General features: G+C 45.4%; 23 protein-coding genes. 4 read left to right on the top strand and 19 right to left on the bottom strand.

The window, feature by feature from the left end:
- Positions 1-114: 114 nt before the first annotated feature.
- The 4 genes from KGMB01110_RS11680 to KGMB01110_RS11665 are packed head-to-tail and all read right to left on the bottom strand — an operon-like array spanning position 115 to position 2331.
- Entirely contained in the window at positions 115-663 is a 549-nt protein-coding gene (locus tag KGMB01110_RS11680) for a M48 family metallopeptidase (RefSeq protein ID WP_119298472.1), read from the bottom strand.
- A 54-nt stretch (positions 664-717) separates the two neighbouring features.
- Positions 718-1215 carry a gamma carbonic anhydrase family protein gene (locus KGMB01110_RS11675; RefSeq protein WP_119298470.1) on the bottom strand — a complete coding sequence of 166 codons (498 nt, stop codon included), beginning with the start codon at positions 1213-1215 and terminating at the stop codon, positions 718-720.
- Between the two features lie 59 nt (positions 1216-1274).
- Positions 1275-1967 (bottom strand): LrgB family protein, encoded by a 693-nt coding sequence (locus tag KGMB01110_RS11670; protein ID WP_119298468.1) that lies wholly within the window; start codon positions 1965-1967, stop codon positions 1275-1277.
- Positions 1960-2331, bottom strand: coding sequence for a CidA/LrgA family protein (locus tag KGMB01110_RS11665; protein ID WP_119299211.1), 372 nt, complete (start codon positions 2329-2331; stop codon positions 1960-1962). Before KGMB01110_RS11665 ends, KGMB01110_RS11670 begins: the two co-directional genes overlap by 8 nt.
- A 257-nt stretch (positions 2332-2588) precedes the next feature.
- Between KGMB01110_RS11665 and KGMB01110_RS11660 the strand changes: the two genes are divergently transcribed.
- Together KGMB01110_RS11660 and KGMB01110_RS11655 are read left to right on the top strand one after the other, a co-directional pair.
- Positions 2589-3407: a zinc dependent phospholipase C family protein gene (locus KGMB01110_RS11660; protein WP_119298466.1), complete on the top strand. Its 819-nt coding sequence runs from the start codon at positions 2589-2591 to the stop codon at positions 3405-3407.
- A gap of 82 nt (positions 3408-3489) precedes the next feature.
- Entirely contained in the window at positions 3490-4725 is a 1236-nt protein-coding gene (locus tag KGMB01110_RS11655; protein WP_119298464.1) for an MFS transporter, read from the top strand.
- 62 nt (positions 4726-4787) lie between these two features.
- On the opposite strand, the gene KGMB01110_RS11650 is transcribed toward KGMB01110_RS11655, so the two are convergent.
- From KGMB01110_RS11650 to KGMB01110_RS11625, 6 genes are all read right to left on the bottom strand, one after another.
- The gene (locus KGMB01110_RS11650; protein ID WP_170141719.1) at positions 4788-5858 is read right to left on the bottom strand and encodes a TRAP transporter substrate-binding protein; all 1071 of its coding nucleotides are present in this window, start codon (positions 5856-5858) and stop codon (positions 4788-4790) included.
- Positions 5859-5871: 13 nt separating this feature from the next.
- The gene (locus tag KGMB01110_RS11645; protein WP_119298462.1) at positions 5872-7161 is read right to left on the bottom strand and encodes a TRAP transporter large permease; all 1290 of its coding nucleotides are present in this window, start codon (positions 7159-7161) and stop codon (positions 5872-5874) included.
- Positions 7161-7652, bottom strand: coding sequence for a TRAP transporter small permease (locus KGMB01110_RS11640; protein WP_117603472.1), 492 nt, complete (start codon positions 7650-7652; stop codon positions 7161-7163). The genes KGMB01110_RS11645 and KGMB01110_RS11640 overlap by 1 nt, the downstream gene beginning before the upstream one ends.
- Before the next feature lie 168 nt (positions 7653-7820).
- Positions 7821-8582, bottom strand: a complete 762-nt coding sequence (gene aroD / locus KGMB01110_RS11635) for a type I 3-dehydroquinate dehydratase (protein ID WP_117888028.1) — start codon at positions 8580-8582, stop codon at positions 7821-7823.
- A gap of 134 nt (positions 8583-8716) precedes the next feature.
- Positions 8717-9907 (bottom strand): MFS transporter, encoded by a 1191-nt coding sequence (locus KGMB01110_RS11630; protein ID WP_117603315.1) that lies wholly within the window; start codon positions 9905-9907, stop codon positions 8717-8719.
- A gap of 32 nt (positions 9908-9939) precedes the next feature.
- On the bottom strand, positions 9940-10812 hold the full coding sequence (locus KGMB01110_RS11625; RefSeq protein WP_117603314.1) for a shikimate dehydrogenase: 873 nt from the start codon (positions 10810-10812) through the stop codon (positions 9940-9942).
- A 212-nt stretch (positions 10813-11024) separates the two neighbouring features.
- Between KGMB01110_RS11625 and KGMB01110_RS11620 the strand changes: the two genes are divergently transcribed.
- Complete coding sequence (locus KGMB01110_RS11620; protein WP_117888027.1) at positions 11025-11909, top strand: LysR family transcriptional regulator; 885 nt, start codon at positions 11025-11027, stop codon at positions 11907-11909.
- A gap of 95 nt (positions 11910-12004) precedes the next feature.
- Here the strand turns inward: KGMB01110_RS11620 and KGMB01110_RS11615 are convergent, their stop codons facing one another.
- Positions 12005-12889, bottom strand: a complete 885-nt coding sequence (locus tag KGMB01110_RS11615) for a LysR family transcriptional regulator (protein ID WP_117603312.1) — start codon at positions 12887-12889, stop codon at positions 12005-12007.
- A gap of 380 nt (positions 12890-13269) precedes the next feature.
- Between KGMB01110_RS11615 and KGMB01110_RS11610 the strand changes: the two genes are divergently transcribed.
- Entirely contained in the window at positions 13270-15270 is a 2001-nt protein-coding gene (locus tag KGMB01110_RS11610; RefSeq protein WP_119298460.1) for an oxidoreductase, read from the top strand.
- Between the two features lie 165 nt (positions 15271-15435).
- Here KGMB01110_RS11610 and smpB read toward each other — a convergent pair whose 3' ends face one another.
- From smpB to KGMB01110_RS11570, 8 genes are all read right to left on the bottom strand, one after another.
- On the bottom strand, positions 15436-15909 hold the full coding sequence (gene smpB / locus KGMB01110_RS11605) for an SsrA-binding protein SmpB (RefSeq protein WP_119299207.1): 474 nt from the start codon (positions 15907-15909) through the stop codon (positions 15436-15438).
- A gap of 2 nt (positions 15910-15911) precedes the next feature.
- Complete coding sequence (gene rnr / locus KGMB01110_RS11600) at positions 15912-18086, bottom strand: ribonuclease R (RefSeq protein ID WP_117603310.1); 2175 nt, start codon at positions 18084-18086, stop codon at positions 15912-15914.
- Positions 18087-18151: 65 nt separating this feature from the next.
- Positions 18152-18394, bottom strand: coding sequence for a preprotein translocase subunit SecG (gene secG, locus KGMB01110_RS11595; protein ID WP_117603309.1), 243 nt, complete (start codon positions 18392-18394; stop codon positions 18152-18154).
- Between the two features lie 49 nt (positions 18395-18443).
- Complete coding sequence (locus KGMB01110_RS11590; protein WP_119298458.1) at positions 18444-19841, bottom strand: MATE family efflux transporter; 1398 nt, start codon at positions 19839-19841, stop codon at positions 18444-18446.
- Positions 19842-20024: 183 nt separating this feature from the next.
- Positions 20025-21074 (bottom strand): lysylphosphatidylglycerol synthase transmembrane domain-containing protein, encoded by a 1050-nt coding sequence (locus KGMB01110_RS11585; RefSeq protein WP_119298456.1) that lies wholly within the window; start codon positions 21072-21074, stop codon positions 20025-20027.
- The gene (locus tag KGMB01110_RS11580) at positions 21061-21765 is read right to left on the bottom strand and encodes a DinI family protein (protein ID WP_243112806.1); all 705 of its coding nucleotides are present in this window, start codon (positions 21763-21765) and stop codon (positions 21061-21063) included. Before KGMB01110_RS11580 ends, KGMB01110_RS11585 begins: the two co-directional genes overlap by 14 nt.
- 22 nt (positions 21766-21787) lie before the next feature.
- Positions 21788-22813 carry a glycosyltransferase family 2 protein gene (locus KGMB01110_RS11575; RefSeq protein ID WP_117603306.1) on the bottom strand — a complete coding sequence of 342 codons (1026 nt, stop codon included), beginning with the start codon at positions 22811-22813 and terminating at the stop codon, positions 21788-21790.
- Positions 22814-22931: 118 nt separating this feature from the next.
- Complete coding sequence (locus tag KGMB01110_RS11570) at positions 22932-23537, bottom strand: cell wall hydrolase (RefSeq protein WP_117603305.1); 606 nt, start codon at positions 23535-23537, stop codon at positions 22932-22934.
- Positions 23538-23683: the final 146 nt, after the last annotated feature.

Genomic DNA, 23683 nt, shown 5'->3' with positions numbered 1-23683 from the left:
CGTTTGAACCGTATTATAAAGGAAGATATTCTTTCTGTCAATTTCCTTTTCAAATCCGATAAATCTGACAATTCCGACAGATAGGATAAACTCTGTAAAGTATGATCTGTCATTTTATGCCAACAGCTTCACTCCTTCTTCTTTCAGCCAGCGTTTTGACCACTTGTAATTAGGTTTGTACTGCTCCACAATCTTCCAGAATGCTTTGGAGTGATTCATTTCTCTTCGATGCGCCAGTTCATGCACCACCACATATTCCAGCACTTCCTGCGGTGCCAGCATCAGATAACAGTTAAAATTCAGATTGCCCTTGCTGCTGCAACTCCCCCAGCGGGTTTTCTGATGTCGGATTGTAATCCGTCCGTAATCCACGCCCATAATCTTCGCATACCGCTCCACGATTCCCAGAATTTCACGTTTTGCCGCCGTTGTCAGCATCTGAAGTTCTTCCCCGGAAACCTGTGCAAATATTTCCTGTTCCTTTTTTCTTTCTTCCATCCGTTTCATGTGCTTCTGGATCCAGTTTTCCTTTTCCGCCACAAAATCAAGGATCTTCTGCCTGGGCAGCCCCTTCGGTGCCCGAACCAGCAGATCGCCCGGATCTTTTATTTCCAGTGCCAGCGTCTTTCTGGAAGAATACAGGATCTTTATCTTATATTCCATCGTTGTCTGCCTTTACTTTTATTGTTCTCATCGCATATATCTTCCCGGTTATTTTCACATTTCTTCTTTTCGTTCCACTTTTTCAAGTTCTTCTTTTGCTTCCTTTACATACCCCATCGCATTTTTCCGATTGTATGCTTTTTCTTCTTCTGTCAGAACTCTTCGAATTTTCCCTGGGTTTCCAAAGATCAGGCTTCCGTCCGGCACTTCCATATTCTGTGTGATCAAAGCCCCCGCTCCTACCACGCAATGTTTTCCGATCTTTGCTCCATTGAGAATGACCGCCCCCATCCCGATCAGAGATTCATCCCCAATGGTACAGCCGTGTATAATGGCACCATGTCCGATCGTCACATAGTCCCCGATCACAACCGGATTTTCGGCATCCACATGAAGAACCGCATTATCCTGAACATTGGTGTATTCTCCAATCTCAATCGGAGCCTTGTCCCCACGAACCGTTGCATGATACCAGATACTGGTTCCCTGACCGATTTTGACCTGTCCCTTTACCACAGATTCTTTCGCCATATAAATAAACTGCTCCTCCATGTTCTGCCTCCTTTTCCCTATATGCTTCTGCTTTGTCCTGCGTTTTATTTACATTATCCTCAGATCAGATTTGCGTAGGCCGTTGCCAGGATCACCGTCATAATCCCAGTCACCGCTATGGCCAGTCCACTCATCGCGCCTTCCACTTCTCCCAGTTCAATCGCTTTTGCCGTACCGATGGCGTGGCTGGAAGAACCAAAGGCCAGACCTTTCGAAATCGGATGGGTGATCTTGAAAATTTTACAGATCAACTCTCCGAAAATATTTCCAAACACTCCTGTCACAACGATCACTGCCACCGTAATGGTCACATATCCTCCCAGTTCTTCTGACACTCCCATACCAATTGCCGTTGTGATCGATTTCGGCAAAAGAGTCACATATTCTTTATGATCCAGCCCCATCAGTTTTGCCAGCACAAAAACCGTCGTCAGACTGGTCAGAGCTCCCGCCACAATCCCAAGGATCACCGCCTGATAATATTTTTTCAGCAGATTCCACTGCTCATAAAGCGGAATTGCCAGACAGACCGTCGCCGGTGTCAGAAGCCAGCTTAAATAAGAAGCTCCCTTATTATATACGTCATAATCTACATCCGCCACTACCAGCACGATCATCGTCAGGATAATGGATACCAGCAACGGATTAAAAATCGGAAGCTTCAGTTTCTTCTTCAACACCGTCCCGGTGAGATAAGCCAGAAGACTGATGGTCACGCCTGCAAACATGGAACTTTCAAACAGATCATTCATCTTCTGAACCTCCCTGTTTCTGCTTTTTCCCGATGACCCACTGCGACACTCTTCCGGTAGCTCCCATTACGGTAAAAACAGCCATCACCGTAATCACACTGACCGGCAACAGCATCGGTTTTAAGGTTCCCCATGCTGCCATCAGACCAACTCCTGCCGGGATAAACATAGCCGGCATAATCTCGATCAGGAACATTCCAGCTTCTTTGACCGCACCAAGCGGAATCAGGCCACTTAATAATCCGATAAATAAAATTACCATTCCGTAAATACTGGCCGGAACCGGGAACGGTAACACTTCTTTTAACAACTCTCCCATAAATGAGATCGCCAAAATCAATAAAAACTGATGCAAATACTTCATAATTCTAGTCTTTCCTCCTTGTACTGCCTCATGCATACAGTTTTTCATTATACGCTCTCTCTTTTTCCCTGTCTATGCACACCCTCCATTGTATTCATAAAAAACAATGCAGAATCCGGGAAAAAATAAGCACCTCAGGAACTCTCTCAACAGAAACCTAATAAATTTTACAGAAATCTCTGGCACATTTTACATTTGTCTGTAATAATGAATAGAAAGAACTGTTCTGACTGAACAGTAGAAAAGAGGTTTTCACTATGCCAACAACGTATACGCACTATCGATTCGGAAAAGACGTGCTGTCCTGCCTGTCTCTTCCCCTTCGTAATTCTATAAATGAATACCGGGAATTGTTCGACATCGGCCTTCACGGTCCGGATATTTTCTTCTATTACCGTGCCATGCACAAGAATAAGGTCAATCAGATCGGCTATCGAATGCATGAAGAACCGGCTTCCAAATTTTTCCTGTATGGAAAGGAAGTGTTAAAGAACGCGCCGATGAAGACAGCCGGCAGGGTCTATCTTTATGGTTTTATCTGTCATTTTGCTCTGGACAGCGTCTGCCATCCTTACATTGAAAAAATGATCCATGAAAGAGACGTCTTACATTCGGAAATCGAAACCGAACTGGATCGAATCTTCATGGCAGAAGACGGACTGGATCCGGTCACTTATCCGACTTACAAACTGATCGTTCCATCTATCCGAAACGGTATGGCGATCTCTCAGTTTTTTGAAGATGCAACTCCTGCCCATGTCTGCAAGGCATTAAAGGGCATGTCCATGGATCTGAAGCTTCTTCATCCGAAGTCTGACCGAATGCGCAAAGTTCTCTACACCCTGATCAAAATTTCCAGGCAGACAGAGATCCGCGGTATGGTTATGACAAAGGACAGTAATCCGGACTGTCAGGACTACTGCGAACTGCTCCAAAAGCTTTACGCCGAAGCAATCCCGGTTGCGGTCAGCCTGATCAACCAGTACCAGAGTGCCCTCTTTAAAGACACCCCGCTCTCTGATCGCTTTGATCTGAATTTCAGCGCCGGAAAACACTGGGAAGAACTGCTGCTTTAAGCCTGCCTGCTTCCCTGTAAAATGACCTCACTATAACATCATCTCGCTGTGAAACACCAGCAAAAGAAAGGGTTCTAATCTTATGAACATTAAATTAACTTCTATGGAGAAAAAATGGGTCTTATATGATGTGGGTAATTCCGCTTTCACCATGCTGACCGCCACCATTCTCCCGATTTACTTTAACTATCTGGCAGAAAGCGCCGGCGTTTCTTCCGTAGACTATCTGGCATTCTGGGGCTATGCCGCTTCCATTTCCACTCTGATTGTCGCCCTTTTAGGTCCTACCCTCGGAAGTCTGGCGGACGCGCAAAACTATAAGAAAAAACTGTTCATCGCTGTTCTGGCAGTCGGTGTGGTTGGATGCGTCAGCCTGGGATTCACTTCTTCCTGGATCCTGTTTTTAGTCCTCTATATCATCACCAAAACCGGATATTCCACCAGCCTGATCTTCTACGATGCCATGCTGACCGACATCACCACCGAAGACCGGATGGATACCGTTTCTTCCAGTGGATATGCCTGGGGATATATCGGAAGCTGTATTCCGTTCGTTGCCTGTCTCGGTGTGGTACTGGGAGCCGGATCTCTCGGAATTTCCACTCCCACAGCCATGATGATTGCTTTTATCATCACCGCGGCATGGTGGCTCTTGTCCTCCCTGCCTATGCTGAAAAACTATAAGCAGAAATATTATGCAGAATCCGCAGGCGGACATGTGGTCAGCGACAGTTTCCGCCGTCTCGGTCATACCTTCCGTGAAATCGGCCAGGAAAAACAGGTACTGTTCTTCCTCATCGCCTTTTTCTTCTATATCGACGGTGTATACACCATCATTGATATGGCAACCGCTTACGGACAGGCACTCGGGCTCGACAGTACCGGACTGCTTCTGGCATTGCTGCTGACCCAGATCGTTGCCTTTCCATGTGCACTCCTGTTCGGAAGGATTTCTGCCAAATACAATCCGGCAACCCTGATCAGCATTTGTATCGGAGCTTACTTCTGTATCGCACTCTATGCCATCGGACTGGATTCCCAGGCCAAATTCTGGATCCTCGCAGTCCTGGTTGGCATGTTTCAGGGTACGATCCAGGCCTTGTCCCGTTCCTATTTTGCCAAGATCATTCCTGCAGAAAAATCCGGAGAATACTTCGGAATTCTGGATATCTGCGGTAAAGGCGCCGCATTCTTCGGAACCTTCCTCGTTTCCATCGTCAGCCAGGTTACCGGAAAAGTCAACGCCGGTGTCGGAAGCCTTTCCATTATGTTCCTGCTGGGACTGTTCTTCTTCCGGAAAGCAGCGTCGTATAAGTAAAAATCAGACAAGAAGTGGAGCCTTTCTCCCAACCAAAAAGGAGCGGATCAACCGCTCCTTTCTTATTCTCCCACATTTCCCAGATATTTCTCCACGATCCTGGAATCCACATTCTCCCGAATCTCGTCATACACACTCTGGGAACGCTCCACCATTTCTTTTCTGACATCCTCAGACAACGAAACGATCTGAGTTCCGCTTCCTTCGATCACCGAAATTCTCTCGGAAATCCGCGCATCGGAAGCTTCTCTGGAATATTCTTTTGCCAGTTCACTGGCTTCCTGTAAAATCTCCTGCTGCTCTTTTGTCAGGCTCTGATAGAACTCTTCACTGACGATCAGCGACAGCAGATGCGGCAGATGATTGGTTTCCACCACATAGTCCTGCTGCTCATACAGCCGGTTGGAAACAATGACCTCATACGGATTTTCCTGTGCATCAATGGTACTCTGCTGTAATCCGATATACACTTCACTGAAACTCATCGGGGTCGGATTGGCTTTCAGGGCTTTCCAGAAATCCATATGGTAGGAATTTTCCATGGTACGGATTTTCTGACCTTTGAAATCATCAATCGTTTCCACTTTTTTATTGGTAGACATCACACGAAATCCCTGGTCAGAATATCCCAGCAGTTCATAACCTGCTTTTTCATAAGCCGCTTTCATCAAATCCAGAAATTCCGGATCATCTACGGTCTGACGCACCTCTGTCAATGTCTCAAAAGCGCAGGGTGCATCGAAAACTGCCGTTTCCGGGATGAAGTTGACCTGTGGAGCTGTATTCTGTACCACAAACGGGATATCTCCGTCATAACAGCTCTCCAGAAGTTCCCGATCCCCGCCCAGCACGCTGTTCGGATAAACCTGGATCTTCATCTTTCCATCACTCAGGCGATCCACTTCTTCTGCAAATTTCTCTGCATAGATCTGAGTTACGGTATCCTCCGGGCTCGCAGTTGCCAGTGGCCATGCATAGCGCTGCTCTTCCTGAGAAGCCTCCTCACTGCCATTACTGTCGCCACTGCCATTTCCTGTCGTATTTCCCGTCGCTGCACAGCCTGTCACAGACAGAAGCATTCCTGCTGTTAAAAGCAAACCGGTAATGGTTCTTTTCCATTTTTTTATCGTCATGCTCCACATCCTCCTATAACAACGCCAGACTGACCTGTGGCACAAATGTAATCAAAAGCAGAGCCAACAGGAAATACAAAATCATCGGCATAGCGTGTTTCGCCAGATCCATCACCGGAATATCTGTCAGAGAACTTGCCACAAACAGATTGACGCCAATTGGCGGTGTTACAAATCCAACTGCCAGATTCACCACCATCATAATTCCGAAATGAATCGGATTCATTCCGATCTGTGTCACAATCGGAAGCAGGATCGGTGTCAGAATCAGGATGGCCGGTGTGGTATCCATCACCATACCCACCAGAAGCAGGAACAGATTTATCACCAGCAACAGAATAATCTTATTGGTAAAGTTTCCGAGAATCCATGCACTGATTGCCTGCGGAACCTGCATCAGAGTCAATACTCTGGAAAATGCAACGGAAGCCGCCAGAATAAACATGATCGGTGCATAAGTCCGAATCGACTCCACCAGAATCGCCCAGATATCCTTCAAATGAATCGTACGATATGCAAACAGGCTGATGATCAACGCATAGAACACAGAGATAACCGCTGCCTCTGTTGGCGATGCCACTCCGGTGTAAATACACCCCAAAATGATCACCGGACTCAACAATGCCAGAAAACTTTCTTTTAATACGGCAAGGAAGCCTTTTTTATGAAGTTCTCCCACGACTTCCCGGATCCGTTCTTTATCTTCTCCATTCTTTTTGCAGTAATAAACCGCATAGATCATCAGCAGTCCACCGATCAGAAGTCCCGGAATAATTCCCGCCAGAAACAGGTCACTGACGGAAGCACCGGATGCCATTCCATACATGATAAACGGGATACTCGGTGGAATAATCACTCCGAGTCCACCGGCCACTGCCACCACTGCCGTTGCAAATTTCCGGTCATATCCCAAATCTGCGAGAATCGGGATCGTCATACTTCCCACTGCTGCCACCGTCGCCGGACCGGAACCGGAAATTGCTCCGTAAAACAGGCAGGTCACGATCACCGCACAGGGCATTCCAGCCGTACGGTTTCCCATAAAGTATGCAAACACATCGAATAATTTTTTCGAGATTCCGCCACGCGCCATAATGATTCCCGACAACACGAACATCGGAACCGCAAGCAACGGAAAGCTGTCCAGTCCTCCAAACATGGATCGGATTACATAGGTCGCACTGGCGGTAAAGGAAGGATCGAATGCGCCCGGAAGAACCGATGCAATTCCCAGTGAGATCGACACCGGAATCGCAATCATCAGACAGATCACAAACAAAATAAATACTACAACTGCCGACATCACACATTTCCTTTCTTTTCCTTTTTCAGTACTACCATCAGCTCAATCCACCATCTCTGCGCAATCCGGAATGCCACCAGCACAAATGAAAAAAGTGGTGCAACCTGCACATAATACATCGGCAGGTTCAGAGCCGGACTGGTCTGTCCGCTTACGACCGCAGACATAAAAAATTTCCACGCAAATGGGATCAGATATAAAAACAAGATCAGTTCAAAGGTATGGTTGACCACTTTAAATGCCGCTTTCCCTCTTCTCGGAAACATGGCTACGAACTGTTCAATCTTGATAGAAACACATTTTTTGGTACAATAACTGACACTTAAGAATCCGGACCAGATAAAGATATATCTTGTCAGTTCTTCTGACCAGGATAAAGACATTCCCAATACATATCGGGAAAACACCTGAATCCCCATGATCAGTGTCATCGCAATCAGGGCAATGACCATCAGAACCTCTTCCAGATTTTCATTCAACCAGTTTAATATTTTCTTCACTTCATCACCCTTTCCAATCGTTAAAATTTTGACTTTCAACAGGTAAAATTATACTACACTCTCTGAGATTTCTAAAGCAGGCACTCCGAGGAACATTCCAAACAGGTGGTTCCCTCGAAATGCCTGCTTTTTTCTGCTTATAAATTCCAATCTTTTCAATTACAGACTCTTGTGAAGAAGTCCAAGTACCGTTGTCAGATCTTCGATTCCCATCTGTCCCGGTGCGGACACTTTTCCGACTGCACCAAAGGTCAGTGCAGATCCGAATACTTCTCCGCAAAGGCGGCTGATCACTCCGGTTCCTGCCATAGACATGGTGATGATCGGACGATCTGCATATTCGGATGCCATTTCTTCAGTTGCACCAAGAAGGGTCAGTACATCCTTCTTATTCTGCGGCATAACTGCGATCTTCGGAATATCTGCGCCTAATTCCTGCATTTTTCTCAGGCGGGATACGATTTCCTCTTTTGCAGGAGTCTTGTGGAAATCATGGTTGGAGGCGATGACTTTCACGCCGTTTGCGTGCGCAGTCTCTACCACTGCTTTTACTGCATCATCTCCGGTAAATGCTTCCACATCGACCAGATCTACCAGACCGGTCTTTGCAGCCTTCTGGTTCAGTTCCACATAGACATCTGTCTCAATTTCTTTTTCTCCACCCTCTTTGGATGTACGGAAAGTAAACAGGATCGGAGTCTCTCCCAGTACTTCACGGAGTGCTTTCATGGTCTCTTCTGTCTTTGCAAAATCAAAGATATCCTCATACCAGTCTACACGCCACTCTACCACATCTGCTTTGGTAGAAGTAATGGCTTTTGCTGCTTCTAAAATATCTTCTCTTGTCACACCTACGATCGGAACACAGATTTTCGGGATTCCTGCACCGATTTCAATATTTCTGACTTTTACGGTCTGCATATCTTTCTCCTTTTTTATTTTCAAACATTTCTATCAACTATTGTTGCATGATAACAAATATTCTGTAATCCATCTTCTGCAGAGAAATGCTCCTCAAAACATTTCTCTGCAAAAGTTTCCCGGCACCAGATTATTTATTTTGCGGAAGCCTCTGAGTTTTTCAGAAGGACTCCATAGCGAACATTTACAAACACCGCCAACAACACACCGATCACAGTGATCACGATATTCATTACGATAACATTTGTTGCTGTCATTTTGGAAGCTGCTGTCAGGATCGTATAGTTACACAGGCTGGATGCGATCATGACCAGACTGGTAATGGTTCCTTTGATTCTCGGGAACAGATCATTGACAACGGCTGTTGCCATCTGAAGCACACCACCTGCTGCCGCATATCCGATCACGAATGCACCTACGAAACAGATCGCCGGTGTCTTAATCAGGTAAACCAGAATCAGCATTACAACAGAGATTGCCGGATAGATCACCAGGAAACGTACCTGTTTGAACTTTGTGATCAGAAGGCTGGTCACAACCAGCGCTACCATGGTTCCTGCGGAATAGTAAGTCTGCATCACGGATACTTTTTCTGCAGAAATGCCTGCGATTTCTTTTCCGAAGGTCTGTGCACAGTTCAGCCAGAGTTGGAAGGTTGCTGTGCTGGTAAATCCGATCAGGATCAGAGCCACACTCTCCAGAGAGAAGTGTGCATTTTTCAGGTTGCTGATCAGGGACTCAGATTTTCCGGTTCCCTCTACGATCGGGAACGGAGCAAAGATTGCCAGGATTCCGAGAACAGCAATTACAATTCCACCTACCAGCGGAAGCATCAGATAAGACATAGATGTTCCGGCACAGATACCCAGGAAGAACGGCATCAAAAGCTGTGCGATGGAAATAAAGAATTTGATTCCCATGGTTGCAACTCCGGTATATTTATAGATGATCTCTGCTACTGCCGGATAAGTTGCGGTATCTAAGAAAGAATTTGCAATACCACCCATGATCGCAGCGATATAAGCGACGCCCACACTCGGGGAAAATGCAATCCCTACAAAGAAAATAACATAAGAAGCACATCCAATCAATACGGAAATTCGTCTGCCAAGTTTATCGGACAGCGGTCCGGCAAACGGAAGGGAGATCAGTCTTCCCAGTCCCAGTGCAGCAGCGATTGCAGTTACACCCATTACATCACCGGTTCCCCACTGCTCAGCCAGCATTTCTTTTACGACTGCCTGTCCCAGGATGGAGCATCCGATTCCATGAACAAAGTAGTTTAAATAAAGGATCAACGCGCTTGGCAAATATTTTTTATTCATTCTATTCTTTTCCTTTCATCTTCGTTCTATAATTAGTATTTAATATCCAGAACTTCTTTCATATGCTCGATCGGCATTTCTTTCCCGGTCCACATTTCAAATGCGGCAGCTCCCTGGAACAGCATCATTCCAAGTCCATTCATGGTCTTGCATCCGACTTCTTTTGCCATCTTCAGCATTGCAGTCTCACGTGGAGCATATACAACGTCTGTTACGATCAGGTCCGGGCGGAAGAAGGATTTGTCCGGAATGTAGGTCTGTCCTTCCAGCGGTTTCATTCCCATTCCTGTTGCATTTGCAAAAAGATAAGAATCAGCGATCTCTTCTTTCAGTTTGTCAAGATCTGCCAGATCATATAAGGTAACTTTACAGTTTGTTCTTTCGTTGATCTTCTTAACGGTCTCTTCTGCATTTGCCCAAAATTTATCTCTTACATTAAAGATAGACATTTCTGCCACACCATCCAAAGCAGCCTGTACTTCAATTGCTGTTGCGGCTCCGCCTGCTCCGACGATAGTCATCTTCTTTCCAATGACATCGATATCGTTATCTTTCAGTGCTTTCATATATCCGATACCATCTGTAATGTGTCCGATCAGTTTTCCGTTATCGTTTACGATCGTGTTAACTGCTCCGCAAAGTTCTGCTGCCGGAGAGAGTTCATCCAGATATTTATGTACCACGGTCTTGTTCGGCATAGATACGTTGGATCCTACCATCTTTAATGCACGCAGACCTTTTACTGCGTCTTCCAGTGTATCGTTATCTACTTCAAATGCAAGATAAGCATAATCCAGTCCCAGATAAGCAAATGCTTCATTATGCATTGCCGGTGAACTTGAGTGACGAATTGGATAAGCCATAAGTCCGATTAATTCTGTGTGTCCTGTAATTCTCTCTGCCATTGTTTTTTCTCCTTTTAAATAAATGATGTTTTTTGTTCGTTAATTATTAAACAACCTCACTACCACCATTATAGTACAACCCTCGTGATAGTTCTAATATATCTTTTATTCTTTTTTGATAGCTTTTAAGTATCATTTATGATAAAATATACCAAAAGCCACTTCCTTTTATTGCCCGTTGTCATTTTCTTATCAAAGGAGGACAGTTTCCTATGACATTAAATCAATTGCTCTATTTTCAGACCACCGCAAAGCTCCAGCATTTCCGGCAGGCTGCCACCGCCTTAAATATTTCCCAGCCAAGCCTGAGCCGTTCTATCAGCACGCTGGAAGAAGAACTGGGCATTATATTATTTGAACGGAATGGTCGAAATATACATCTGACCAAGTACGGCCGGATTTTCCTGGAACATGTAGACCGGATCATGAGCGAAGTTCAGACTGCCGAAAACCATATGCGACAGCTTGCCGGAGACGAAGGCGACATCGATATTGCCTATGTATTTCCTCTTGCCAGTCATTACATTCCCCATATGGTCCGCCGATTTTTAAGCCAGGAGAAGAACCAGCATGTGAATTTTAATTTCCATCAGCTCCACACTTCGGAGATCATTGAAGGATTAAAAAAGGAGAAGTACGATATCGCCTTTTGTTCCTATGTAGAAAATGAACCGGATATCCAGTTTACTCCCCTGATCCATCAGGAAATGGTGGTGATCACACCGCCCGATCATCCTTTAACCGGCCGCACTTCTCTGTCTCTTCAAGATATGCTGCCTTATCCCATGATCGGCTACGACCGCCATTCCGGACTGGGACGGTTCACCAGACGCTGCTACGAATCCTACGGACTTTCCGCGACAATCCGTCATGAATGCCCCGATGAAAACGCCATTTCAGCCCTGGTGGCAGAGGACTTCGGAATTGCCCTGGTAGCAGACGTGGAAGCCGTCCATGACAGGAACGTGGAGATTCTGCATCTGGAGGGATCTCCCATCCAGCACACCGTCTATCTTGCTTATATGAAAGACCGGTATCTGATCCCGTCCGCCAAAAATTTCATCCGTTTTATACGTAAAGAAGGAAGCCAACTCTAGGCTTCCTTCTTCTTTTACATGATTCCTTGCATAATCCCTGATTTTCTCAACGTTTGCAGTCCGTAATCCTCCTGTATTACTCTGTGTCTTTCCTCTTACAATGTCCGGTTTCTCTGCACAAACCGGGTAAATTTTTCTACCATAGGTGGCTGATATTTTCCTTCCAACTGTGCCATATAAATATACCGCGGTTCGCCCGGATTCAGGAAATTCAGCACTTCCACCTGCAACTGTCCGAGCAACGGAATATCCGGCATGATCGCAATTCCGAAATTCTGTTCCACCAGTCCCGCCATGGCTCCGTCTTCTTCTATTTCATATGCGATCTTCGGCTGAAGCCCTGACTTTGCAAACAACTTGTCGATGACCGGCCGAAGCCCGCTGTCCCGCGTAAAATAGACCTGCGGATATTTGACAGCTTCCGAAATCTCCACCATTCGTTTTTCCGAAAGCGGGTGCCCTTTTGGTGTTACAACCACCAGTTTTTCCTGTGCCACCGGTGTGAAGTGGATCTCCGTCTCCTGCTCCATTCGGGAACAGAAGGCCAGATCATATTTTTCTTCTTTCAGCCCTTCCAGAATCTTGGATGTGTTCCCCACCGTAAAATGAAACTGCGCCTTCAGTTCTTCATTGCTCCTTAAGAAATCTCCTACCAACTGCGGCACAAACCGGCTTCCAAGCGTATAGATATAAGCCAGATCGATCACTCCGGTAGTCTGTCCGGTCATCGCTTTCGTCTTTCGCACTCCGGTATCCAGCGTGTGCAGCGCATCTTCTACATATTCCTGAAATACTTTTCCGTATTTGGTCAATACTACATTACGACCCCTTTTTTCAAATAACCTGGTTCCCAGTTCCTCCTCCAATGCGCTCATGGCATGGCTCAGACTTGGCTGAGTGATCTTCAGTTCCTTCGCCGCCTGGGTATAATGTTCTAATTTTGACAAAGTCAGAAAATACTGCAACTGATTCAGATTCAACGCCCGCTCCTCCTTCTTTTGCTTCTTTTTCGACGTACTTTTTTCAGTGATATTTATAAAATATCACAATTTATAGTTTTTATCTATAGTTTTCGCCGAAAATATGCATTTGATAAACTATCTTTCTTTTCCTATAATGCAACCATAGTCAAGTCGTTAATCTTATATCAAATACATGATGCCGGATGAAAAAGATCTTTATCTACAGAAGCATCATATACATCAGACTATAAAACAACCTCACTCCCATAGGAAGCATTCCACACATACCAATCACCAATAACCAACACGGTTCGCTTCCTATTGTAAAAAAGAAACACATTTTTCAAAACCATTTATCACGATCAAACTGATAATCAAATGTAGGAGGATTATTTCTAATGAAGAGCGAGTACAGACACATTTTCGAACCGCTGACGATTCGTCGCATGACAATGAAGAACCGTATTATGATGACACCAATGGGAACCAACTATGGTGAGCAGAGCGGAGAAATGAGTTTTCTCCATATTAATTATTATGAACTGAGAGCAAAGGGCGGTACCGGTCTTATTATGGTAGAAAATGCCAGCGTAGATTCCCCGCAGGGATCCAACGGAACCACACAGCTTCGTATCGACCAGGATAATTACATTCCGCGTCTGTTCAAGCTGACAGAGACTGTACATCAGCACGGAGCCTGTATCGGTATCCAGATCAATCACGCAGGTGCATCCGCACAGTCTGCACGTATCAACATGCAGCCGGTATCTGCTTCCGATGTTCCATCCAAAGCAGGCGGTGAGATTCCTCGCCCGTTAGAAAAAGATGAGATTCTTCATATTGTAAAGAAATACGGAGAAGCAGCAAAGAGAGCTCAGATCGCAGGATTTGACTGTGTGGAGATCCACGCAGGACATTCTTACCTGATCAGCCAGTTCCTTTCTCCGCTGACCAACAAGAGAACCGATGAATTCGGCGGATCTCCGGAAAACCGTGCACGTTTCGCAAAAATGATCATCGAAGAAGTCCGCAAACAGGTTGGACCGTTCTTCCCGATCTTCGTCCGCATCAGTGCCGATGAATTTATGGAAGGCGGAAATACTCTGGATGATACTCTGGATTATCTGAAATATTTCCAGGAAGAAGTCGATGTCTTCGATGTATCCGCAGCCCTCAACGGTTCCCTCCAGAACCAGATCGATGCCAACTATCATCCGGACGGATGGCGTTCTTACATGGCAAAAGCCGTAAAAGAGAAATACGGAAAACTCTGTGTCACAATGGGTAATATCCGTGATCCTCATGTTGCAGAAGATATTCTGGCAAGAGGTGATGCCGACATCATCGGAATGGGGCGTGGACTGATCGCAGATCCTGACTGGGTCAACAAAGTAGAATTCGGTGATATCTGTGATATCCGTAAATGTATTTCCTGTAACATCGGTTGTGCCGGAAACCGTATCGGAATCAACCATCCGATCCGTTGTACCGTAAACCCGGCTGTTCCGAACGGAGATACTTATAAGAAACAGCACATCAACAAACCTTGCAACGTTGTCGTTGTCGGTGGTGGAACTGCCGGTCTGGAAGCTGCCTGTACAGCCGCTGAAGTCGGATGTACTACCTTCCTGATCGAGAAGAAAGATCACTTAGGCGGTCTGGCTGCTGAGATTTCCAAGATTCCGGACAAGAAACGTCTGGCGGACTTCCCGAACTACATGATCCATCGTGCGGAGAAACTCCAGAACCTGTTCATCTTTACCGGAACCGAAGCAACCGTAGACCTGATCAAGACACTGAAACCGAATATCATCGTCAATGCAACCGGTTCCATGCCACTGCTCCCGCCGATCAAGGGACTGCATGACCACATTGACAAGGAAGGCGGAAAAGTATCCTCTATCCTGAACATGATCAACCACATCAACGACTATCCGGAAGATCTGACCGGTAAGAAAGTTGTCGTTATCGGTGGTGGTGCCGTAGGTCTGGACGTTGTAGAATTCTTCGCTCCAAAGGGTGCAGAAGTCAGCATCGTAGAGATGATGCCGATCATCGGTAACGGAATCGATCCGGTTTCCAAAGTCGGAACCTTTACTTTAATGGATAAATATGGCGTTCGTCAGATGCCGAACACCGCACTTCAGGAAGTACGCGAGGACTCCTTCCTGGTAAAAGCAAACGATGAAGAAGAAGTTCTTCCATTTGACTACGGATTCGTATGTCTTGGAATGAAGGCAGAAGTTCCGGTTCTTCAGGATATCAAAGATGCTTACGAAGACAACGATGCCGTTGAAATCGTCAATATCGGTGACAGCGTAAGAGCCCGTCGTATCATCGAAGGTACTTTCGAGGGAAGAAACATCCTGAACACCCTGGAAAAACGTGGATATCTGTAAAATACGATATTCCTCTGAATGATTCATAATTTAGCCGACGTTAACCCTAAATATAGATGCCCCAAACGAAGAACGCATGCAGCGATTGCTGCATGCGTTCTTGTCGTTTCTCACCTTTCAGATCCGGATATCTTTTATGTCTTTGCCATTTGTTCGAGGTATTCATTACAGATTCCGGATCTTAAATTCTCTCTGTGCCTCTCTCTTCTGATCTTTCTTCGCGATATCATCCCGCTTATCATACAGCTTCTTACCTTTGGCAAGTCCTACTTCCACCTTCACCAGGCTGTCTTTAAAGTAAACTTTCAGCGGAACCAGCGTAATTCCCTGCTCCTTTATTTTCCCAAGGATCTTGTTGATCTCCTTCTTGTGGAGCAAAAGCTTTCTGACTCTTAACGGATCTTTGTTAAAGATATTGCCCTTCTCATATGGAGCGATGTGCATTCCATAGATAAACATTTCTCCATCCTCGATCCGGACAAAGGCTTCTTTGATACTGCAGAAACCCTGCCGCAAAGACTTTACTTCCGTTCCGTGCAGAACGATTCCTGCTTCATATTGCTCTAAAATAAAATAATCATGATACGCTTTTTTATTGTTTGCGATCAGTTTTCCCGGATTTTTTCCTTTTGTTGCCATGATCATTCCTCGCTTTCTTCAAAAAACGTAAAATCTATGGTTCGAGACAGTTTGTCCACTGACAAGACTTTAATCTTCACCGGTTGGCCCAGTCTGTAAGTCTTCCCGGTATGTTCTCCCACCATTTCGTAAGAGTCTTCCACATATTCATAATGGTCATCCATCATGTTAGACACGTGTACCAGACCTTCCACTGTGTTAGGCAGTTCCACATATGTGCCCCACCTGGTCACGCCGGAGATCACACCTTCGTACACTTCTCCCAGATGCTGCTGCATATATTCGGTCTTTTTCAGTTTGATCGTTTCCCGCTCTGCCTCGTCTGCCCGGCGTTCCGTTTCACTGGCATGTTTGGTCACTTCCGGAAGGATTGCCTCATAATGCGCAGCTTTTTCTTCCTTCATCCGTCCTCGCAGAACATCTTTGATGATCCGGTGGATCTGAAGATCCGGATACCGACGGATCGGAGAAGTAAAATGCGTATAATATTTTGCTGCCAGGCCAAAATGCCCCAGATTTTCCGGGGTATATCCCGCCCGTTTCATAGACCTCAGTGCCAGACGACAGATCATGGCCTCCTGTGGGGTATCTTCGATCTTTGCCAGAAGTTTCTGCACTTCTTTTGGTTTCACTTCCTGATTTCCCACATGAATGTGGAATCCGAAATTATTAATAAATGTGCTTAAGCTTTTGATCTTTTCTTCATCCGGTGCCTCGTGATTTCGATAGACAAAGGGTACCTCCCGCCAGAAATATTCTTCCGCCACCGTCTCATTTGCCAGAAGCATAAAGTCCTCGATCAGCTTTGTAGCCACATTCCGGTCATACGCTTTCAATTCTACCGGTTTCCCGTTCTCATCCAGAATCACCTTTGTCTCCGGAAAATCAAAATCGATGGACCCCCGCTTTTTCCTGCTTTCTCTCAGAATTGCAGAAAGCTTTGCCATCTGCTCAAACATCGGAACAAGTGTCTCGTATTTTTGACATTCTTCCGGATCTTTTTCTTCCAGAATCTTCGCCACACTGGTATAAGTCATTCGTTCATTGACACAGATCACTGTCTCTGCGATTTGATGATCGATCACTTCGCCCTTCGGGTTCACCGTCATCAGACAACTTAGTGCCAGACGGTCTTCTTTCGCATTCAGAGAGCAGATTCCATTGGACAACCGGGTTGGAAGCATGGGAATCACCCGATCCACCAGATAGACACTGGTTCCGCGCTTCAACGCTTCCCGATCCAACGCACTGTTCTCCTGCACATAATTTGCCACATCCGCAATGTGCACACCTAATTTATAATTTTCTCCGTCCATTTCCAGAGACACCGCATCATCCAGATCCTTTGCGTCTTCTCCATCAATGGTTACCATCTGCAGCATTCTTAAATCCAGTCTGCCTGCCATATCTGCTTCACTGATAGCATCCGGTACTCTCTCCGCCTGATTTTTTACTTTCTCCGGAAAATCAAGAGGAAGATCATACGCCTTAATAATCGAAAGGATATCCACCCCTGGCTCTCCTGCTTTTCCGAGAATCTCCACAACCTTTCCTTCCGGTCGTTTCGGACGCCTTACTCTGCCATTTTTCTTCTGCTTTTCGTCTGCGCCATCTCCATAGCTGGTCAGTTCTACCACGACTTTATCGCCGTCATTTGCGCCTTTTGAATCAGCTTCTGCCACAAAAATATCCTGTTCCACATGCGCATCATCCGGTAACACAAAGCCAAAGCCCTTGCTTTTCTGATACAGGCCTACCACATGCACGATCCCATGAGATAAAATCTGCAGAATCTTTCCTTCTCTGCGGCCGCCTTCTTTATATCCGGTTACCAGAACTTCCACCTGATCTCCCTGAAAAGCTCCGTTCTTACACTCTTCCGGAATAAAAAGATCCTCTTCCCCTTCCGCATCCGGTAACACAAAGCCAAAACCTCTGGCATTTGCCTGAAACGTTCCGGTAAGCACACGCGGCTTTCCTTTGGAATATTTTCCCCGTTTGGAAAGCGTGATCTTCCCTTCTTCTACCAGTGCCTCCAGAACCAGGCGCAATGCTTCCCGGTCTTCTTTCGATACCTGAAGAACCGCTGCAATTTCTTTTGCTTTCATCGGCACATAAAAATCATCACAGATAAAGTCATAAATCACTTTTTTTCTTTTTTCAAATGCCTGATCCATTCTTTCTCCTTTTACACAAAAGACCCGCCCCTGTATGCAATAGGGACGGGTCTTCTTTTGTTTTCCTAGTTAAAAATACCCATATTCAGGAGCATGGCCAGCACTAAGAACAGAATTGCTGAGATCCGGGTTGCCTTTACAAGTGCCCCCTCCATAGAACGTCCTTTGTTCTGACCCCAGTAAGTATCTGCCATACCGCTGATGGTTCCAAGTCCTGCCGACTTTCCTTCCTGAAGCAGGATGATTGCGGAAAGTACGATGCAATCTATTGCAAATATTATTGTCAGTACGATTTTTAAAATATCCATTCGTCACACCTCCTGCGAATAAACCATATCTATGGTATCACAGCAACGACTAATTTGCAACGATTTTTTTCTCTCTGCCTTTCAACTCCTCTGCATTTTCCGAAAGATCACTCCATGCCACACGCATCATCAGAAGTACTGCGATCATAGACAGAATATCTGCAACCGGTGCCGACCAGAGGGTACCGGTGACCCCAAGATATCTTGGAAGAAGCAACACAGCCGGAACGCTGATCACAAAATCACGTAACAGAGAAAGGCTCAGCGACAGAACCGGTCTGCCAAGTGCCTGTAAGAAAACGCTGGTCGCCTTCTGAATGCAACAGAATACAATCGTAATCATATAGGTACGAAATGCCAGTACCGCGAATTCATTATAAAGCGCACTTTCGCTTCCGAAAATTCCGATGATCTGCATCGGAAATCCCTCCATTGCAACCATTGCAATGATTCCTACGACCAGCTCCGCTTTCATCATGGTCAGATAGATTTCTTTGACTCTGTGATAGTGGCCGGCTCCATAATTAAATCCAACAATTGGCTGGCAGCCTGCCGCAATTCCGATTACAAATGCAATCACAATCTGAAAGACTTTCATCACAATTCCAACCACCGTCATCGGAATGTCTGCTCCGTATTTTGACATTGCTCCATATTTTACCAGTGTATTATTCATCACACCCATGATCACTACGATGGAAAGCTGGGTCAGAAAGGAGCTGATTCCAAGAGGCAGAAATCCTTTCAGTTCTTTCAGGTGCAGACCAAAACTGCTTTTTCTCAATTTGAAAGATTTTGTATGGAGCAGATACCACGCTGCCAGAACCGCCGTTACAATCTGTCCGCTAATGGTTGCGATCGCAGCTCCTGCCACACCCCAATGCAATACAAAAATCGCGACCGGATCCAGAATCATATTCAGTGCGCATCCGATCAGCGTTGAAATCATGGCAAATGCCGGACTGCCATCTGCACGGATCACAGAGTTCATTGCATTTGTAAACATATAAAACGGAATGCCTGCTGCTATAAATATAAAATATTCTCTGGCATATTCCACATTATTTTCCGTAGCACCAAATGCCTGTAAGATGGTTTCTCTCCCTGCAAAAAAGATTCCCGTCATGATCAGACTGATCATGACCGTAAAAACCACTGCATTTCCCACACTTTTGCTCGCCTCTTCCTGGTCTTTTCTTCCCAGACAGAGACTTAAGTGAGCCGCACATCCATCTCCGATCATTAAAGCAATCGCCAGTGCAATGATGGTGATCGGGAAAACCACATTTGTTGCTCCATTTCCCAGGTATCCTACTCCACGTCCGATAAAAATCTGATCAACGATATTATATAGAGAAGATACAAGAAGGGACATGATACATGGAATGGAAAATTTCAGCATCAGTTTGCTGATCTTTTCAGTTGCTAAATATTGATTCGTGTTCATTTTTCTACCTTCCTTTTTTATTTTCATAGTTTTCCATAACCCGTAAAAACTTTTAACATAAAAAACGTGGCAGATTACCGTAAACCAGCTACGAAATCTACCACGTTATAAGTTTCTGTTTGCCACAGTGTTTCTTACAAGCTTTCAACTCTGAACTATGTTTCTAAATAACAACATTCCAGATTATACGATATTTTTTTCTTTTGTGTCAAGAACTTTTTTGCCACTCCTTTGTCCAATCTGGCTCACCGCAAATCCCATACTGATCAGTAACAGGAAATAGAAATTAATCCCACGGCTCACCAACATAGAGGGCACCAGATAGCCGCCGGTAAAAATCCCCTGAAACACCGACCGGTACATCCACTCTGTGATTCCCTGCGCTCCCGGAAGGGGCAACATATCCACCGCAATATAAACGGATGCCTGGAGCACGATCACTTCCCACGCCGGAGCTCCGGAAAGTCCAAATCCCAGATACACCAGATAGGTCAGCACAAAGAGACTGCTTCTCTGAATAAATGTCAGCCCGATCACCAGCAGTACATGAGCCGGATGTTCTTTCAGCCAGTTCACAGCCTCGTGATATTCCTCAAAAAACTGCCGGACTTTTGCGGTTCGGCTTTCTGATTCTTTAAGCAGCCGTAACCGGATCAGTCCGCTTTCCACCCGACTGTAAATTCCATAAAGAACCCCCGGACAGAACATGGCTCCCAGAATCAGCACGACCAGCAGAATATTTAAAAATAATCCCAGAAAATACAGCATCAGATATCTGCCCAGCCGCTCCTGCAAAAAGGAAAAACTGAAGATCAGAAGCCCCAGACCCACAAGCACCAGTACCAGCTTATAAAGCAGGGCAACCGTCATCAAAACAATCGAACTTTTAGACAGCTCATTTCCGTCTTTCTTCATATAATAAAGTTGCATGGGCTGACCGCCGGTAGCCGAGGGGGTAATCCCCGAATAGAAAAATCCGATATAGGAATACTGAATACAGCGCCACAAACTGCTGGTTCCTTCCATAGCATGCAATAGAATATAGATCATACTTCCTTCTGCTGCCACAAAAAACAGTGCCAGAACAACAGATCCGACCAGCGCCCCGGCTTTCATATCTCTTAATTCCCGAAACAGTACTCCCGGCTTTTGTCCGTGAAAGATGATCCAGAACGTCAGGCCCATCATTCCCAGAAAAAAGATTGCCTCCATCACACGCTTACGGAATCTCATAACGATTCCTCCATGTATAACCGTTCTTTTCCATTCCAATCTTTCCAAGCCTTACATCTCCGACTTTCATTCCTGAATATGTACCGGACATTCTTCCGAATTTTTCATCATTCTCCAAAGATTCTTCCGTCTCAACCAGTCCTTCCAGTGGACCCTCATACAACACTTCTTTTTCTTCATATTCATAAAAGTCTTTCGGAGTCACCATCGAAAAATGCTTTCCCATTGTTAGGACTCCGGTCTCTTCTAAAATTCTCGCCACATAAGAAGAACAGGTATAGAACCCCTTGTGATAAAACGGCTTTCCTGCCAGAAGAAAGAACAGGCCCAGAATCGCGTAATGATAGCAAAATCTCTGTTCCCAGGCATTTTCCAGGATCTCCTGAACCTCCCGCTTCTGTTCTTTGGTACAGGAAATCCGGCACACCTGATAATAAGCGTCCGGAAACTGCCGGTAAATCAGTTCCTTTTCTTCTTTTTCAAAGCCGGCGATCAACGGGATGGACGGAACCCGCCTTCCTACACTGTATGCCTGATCCAGTTCCGGATCCAGACTCAAAACTACATGGACATATCGCTGTTTCAGCACCCGGCGGATGATGGATGCAAACAGCCCCGGCGTATCCACAAAGGCCAGATACAGACTCTCAGATCTGTGAACCGATCTGTTGTCTGCTCTCTTATCTGGCATGTTTTTGTTGCTCATCTGCCTTTTACTGGAACTGATAGATCTTTCTTGCCGCACGGTATCCGCCTACCGTCAGTGCTGCTCCCACTCTTCCCGGAAGATATGTAAAGCCGCTTAACGTTGTACAGCGTAATCTGTAATACATCGACCGGTCATAATCATGGATCCGATCCCACATCGCCTTCCTTTTCGCTGTTGCCTCTTTCGTCTTGATCAATAATAAATGAATCGAAGAGATGGACAACATGATAGAAATATTTCGCATCATGTAGACCGCCAGCTTCGGATATTCCTGCTTCACTTTTTTCAGATCCACACTTCTGGACACCAGATCTGTCACCTTAATTTGCTGATCAATCCGTTTTTTCAACACTTCTTCATTGACCGACTGATCTTCACGCCCCAGATAATAATGATACAACGGCTGATTCATGTAATAAATCCGCTTCACGTAAGGCAACGGCTGATAAGCAAACAGATTATCCACATAAAACGTATGCTCCGGCAAACGAACTCCCGATTCCCGTAACACTTCCGTTTTAAATACCAGGGCATGCATGATCAGATACTGGGACGGTTTAAAACGGTGCATATCATTCCAGGTACAGACCGTCTGTTCCGGAAACACATTTCCATAGGACATGGTATGGGTATAGCCTTCGTCCAGATGATCGTAAATGTAATCATTGATAAACAGATCCGGCATTTCCTGCTCCTGTTTATAAAATGTTTTAATTTTGTTTAACAATTCCAGATAGGCATCTTCTGCCAGCCAGTCGTCGGAATCCACCACTTTAAAATAGAGTCCCTCTGCCAGTTCCAGCCCAGCATTGACACCGGATCCGTGTCCACCATTCTTTTTATGAACTGCACGGACAATCTCCGGATATTCCTTTTCATAATAATTTGCGATATCCTCGGTCCCGTCACTGGAGCCGTCATTTACAATGATAATCTCCACATCATTTCCGCCCGGAAGTAAGGACTGGATACAGCGTTCCATATAAGCTTCTGAATTGTAACATGGTATGGTAAATGTAAGATATTTCATAATTTATCCCTCACAATCTTCCTGTCTGTTTTATTTACAGGATTCATTGTAAGGGACAAAGTTAAAATATAAGAGAATAAGAACTTAAGATATTCCAAAGATTTTCTAACGAAATGTTCTAGTGGAAATAGTGATCTCCAATCTGGATTCCATAGCTTCCACAGCCAAAATACAGACAGTCTCCGATCGGATTGGATCCGTTGATCGCATCTTCTGCCGCCTGATAAGCGCTCTGCGTATAACTTCCACCGGAATATACACTGTCCAGCCAGCCTGTGATTGCCGGCGTAAACTGTCCGCTCTGGTAAATCACTTCCGAAATACTGTTCGGATAAGCCGCACTTCTCACACGGTTTAACACAACGGCTCCCACTGCCACCTGTCCTTCATAGGGCTGATTCCCGGCCTCACAGAAAATCAGGGATGCCAGCAGCTCCTGATCCCGGAGCAATTCCTGACGTCTGGCTTCTTCGGCTGCTGCCTGCTCCGCCTGAAGACGCTCCTGCTCTTCCCGGATCCTGGCTTCTTCCACAGCCTCCTCCGCGCGCTTCTTTGTCACTTCCGTCATTTCTTCGGAACATTCCTGCACTTTGACAGACGCCTTTGTACTGGCCCCTTCTGCCGCTCCCCTTGCAGCCTGTTCCTGGGTTGCAAATCCTGTGGTCACAAGCAGGCCGCTTAAGACTCCCGCTGCCATCAGAATCGCATGTTTATTTTTAATCATAGACTCCTCCTCCACATCTTTCTTTTTACAATTTTATGATATACATTTCTATTTTATTACAAATGTTACAAAATTATTAATCAAGATGTGAAGGCATCTTAACACAAATTCATGTATCTGTCAAATTTCATTCCTAAAATGATCTT

The sequence above is a fragment of the Mediterraneibacter butyricigenes genome (genome assembly GCF_003574295.1).
Classification (GTDB): Bacteria; Bacillota; Clostridia; order Lachnospirales; family Lachnospiraceae; genus Mediterraneibacter_A; species Mediterraneibacter_A butyricigenes.
Note: the sequence above shows the minus strand (reverse complement) of the source record. Positions and strands in the feature narration are given on the sequence as shown.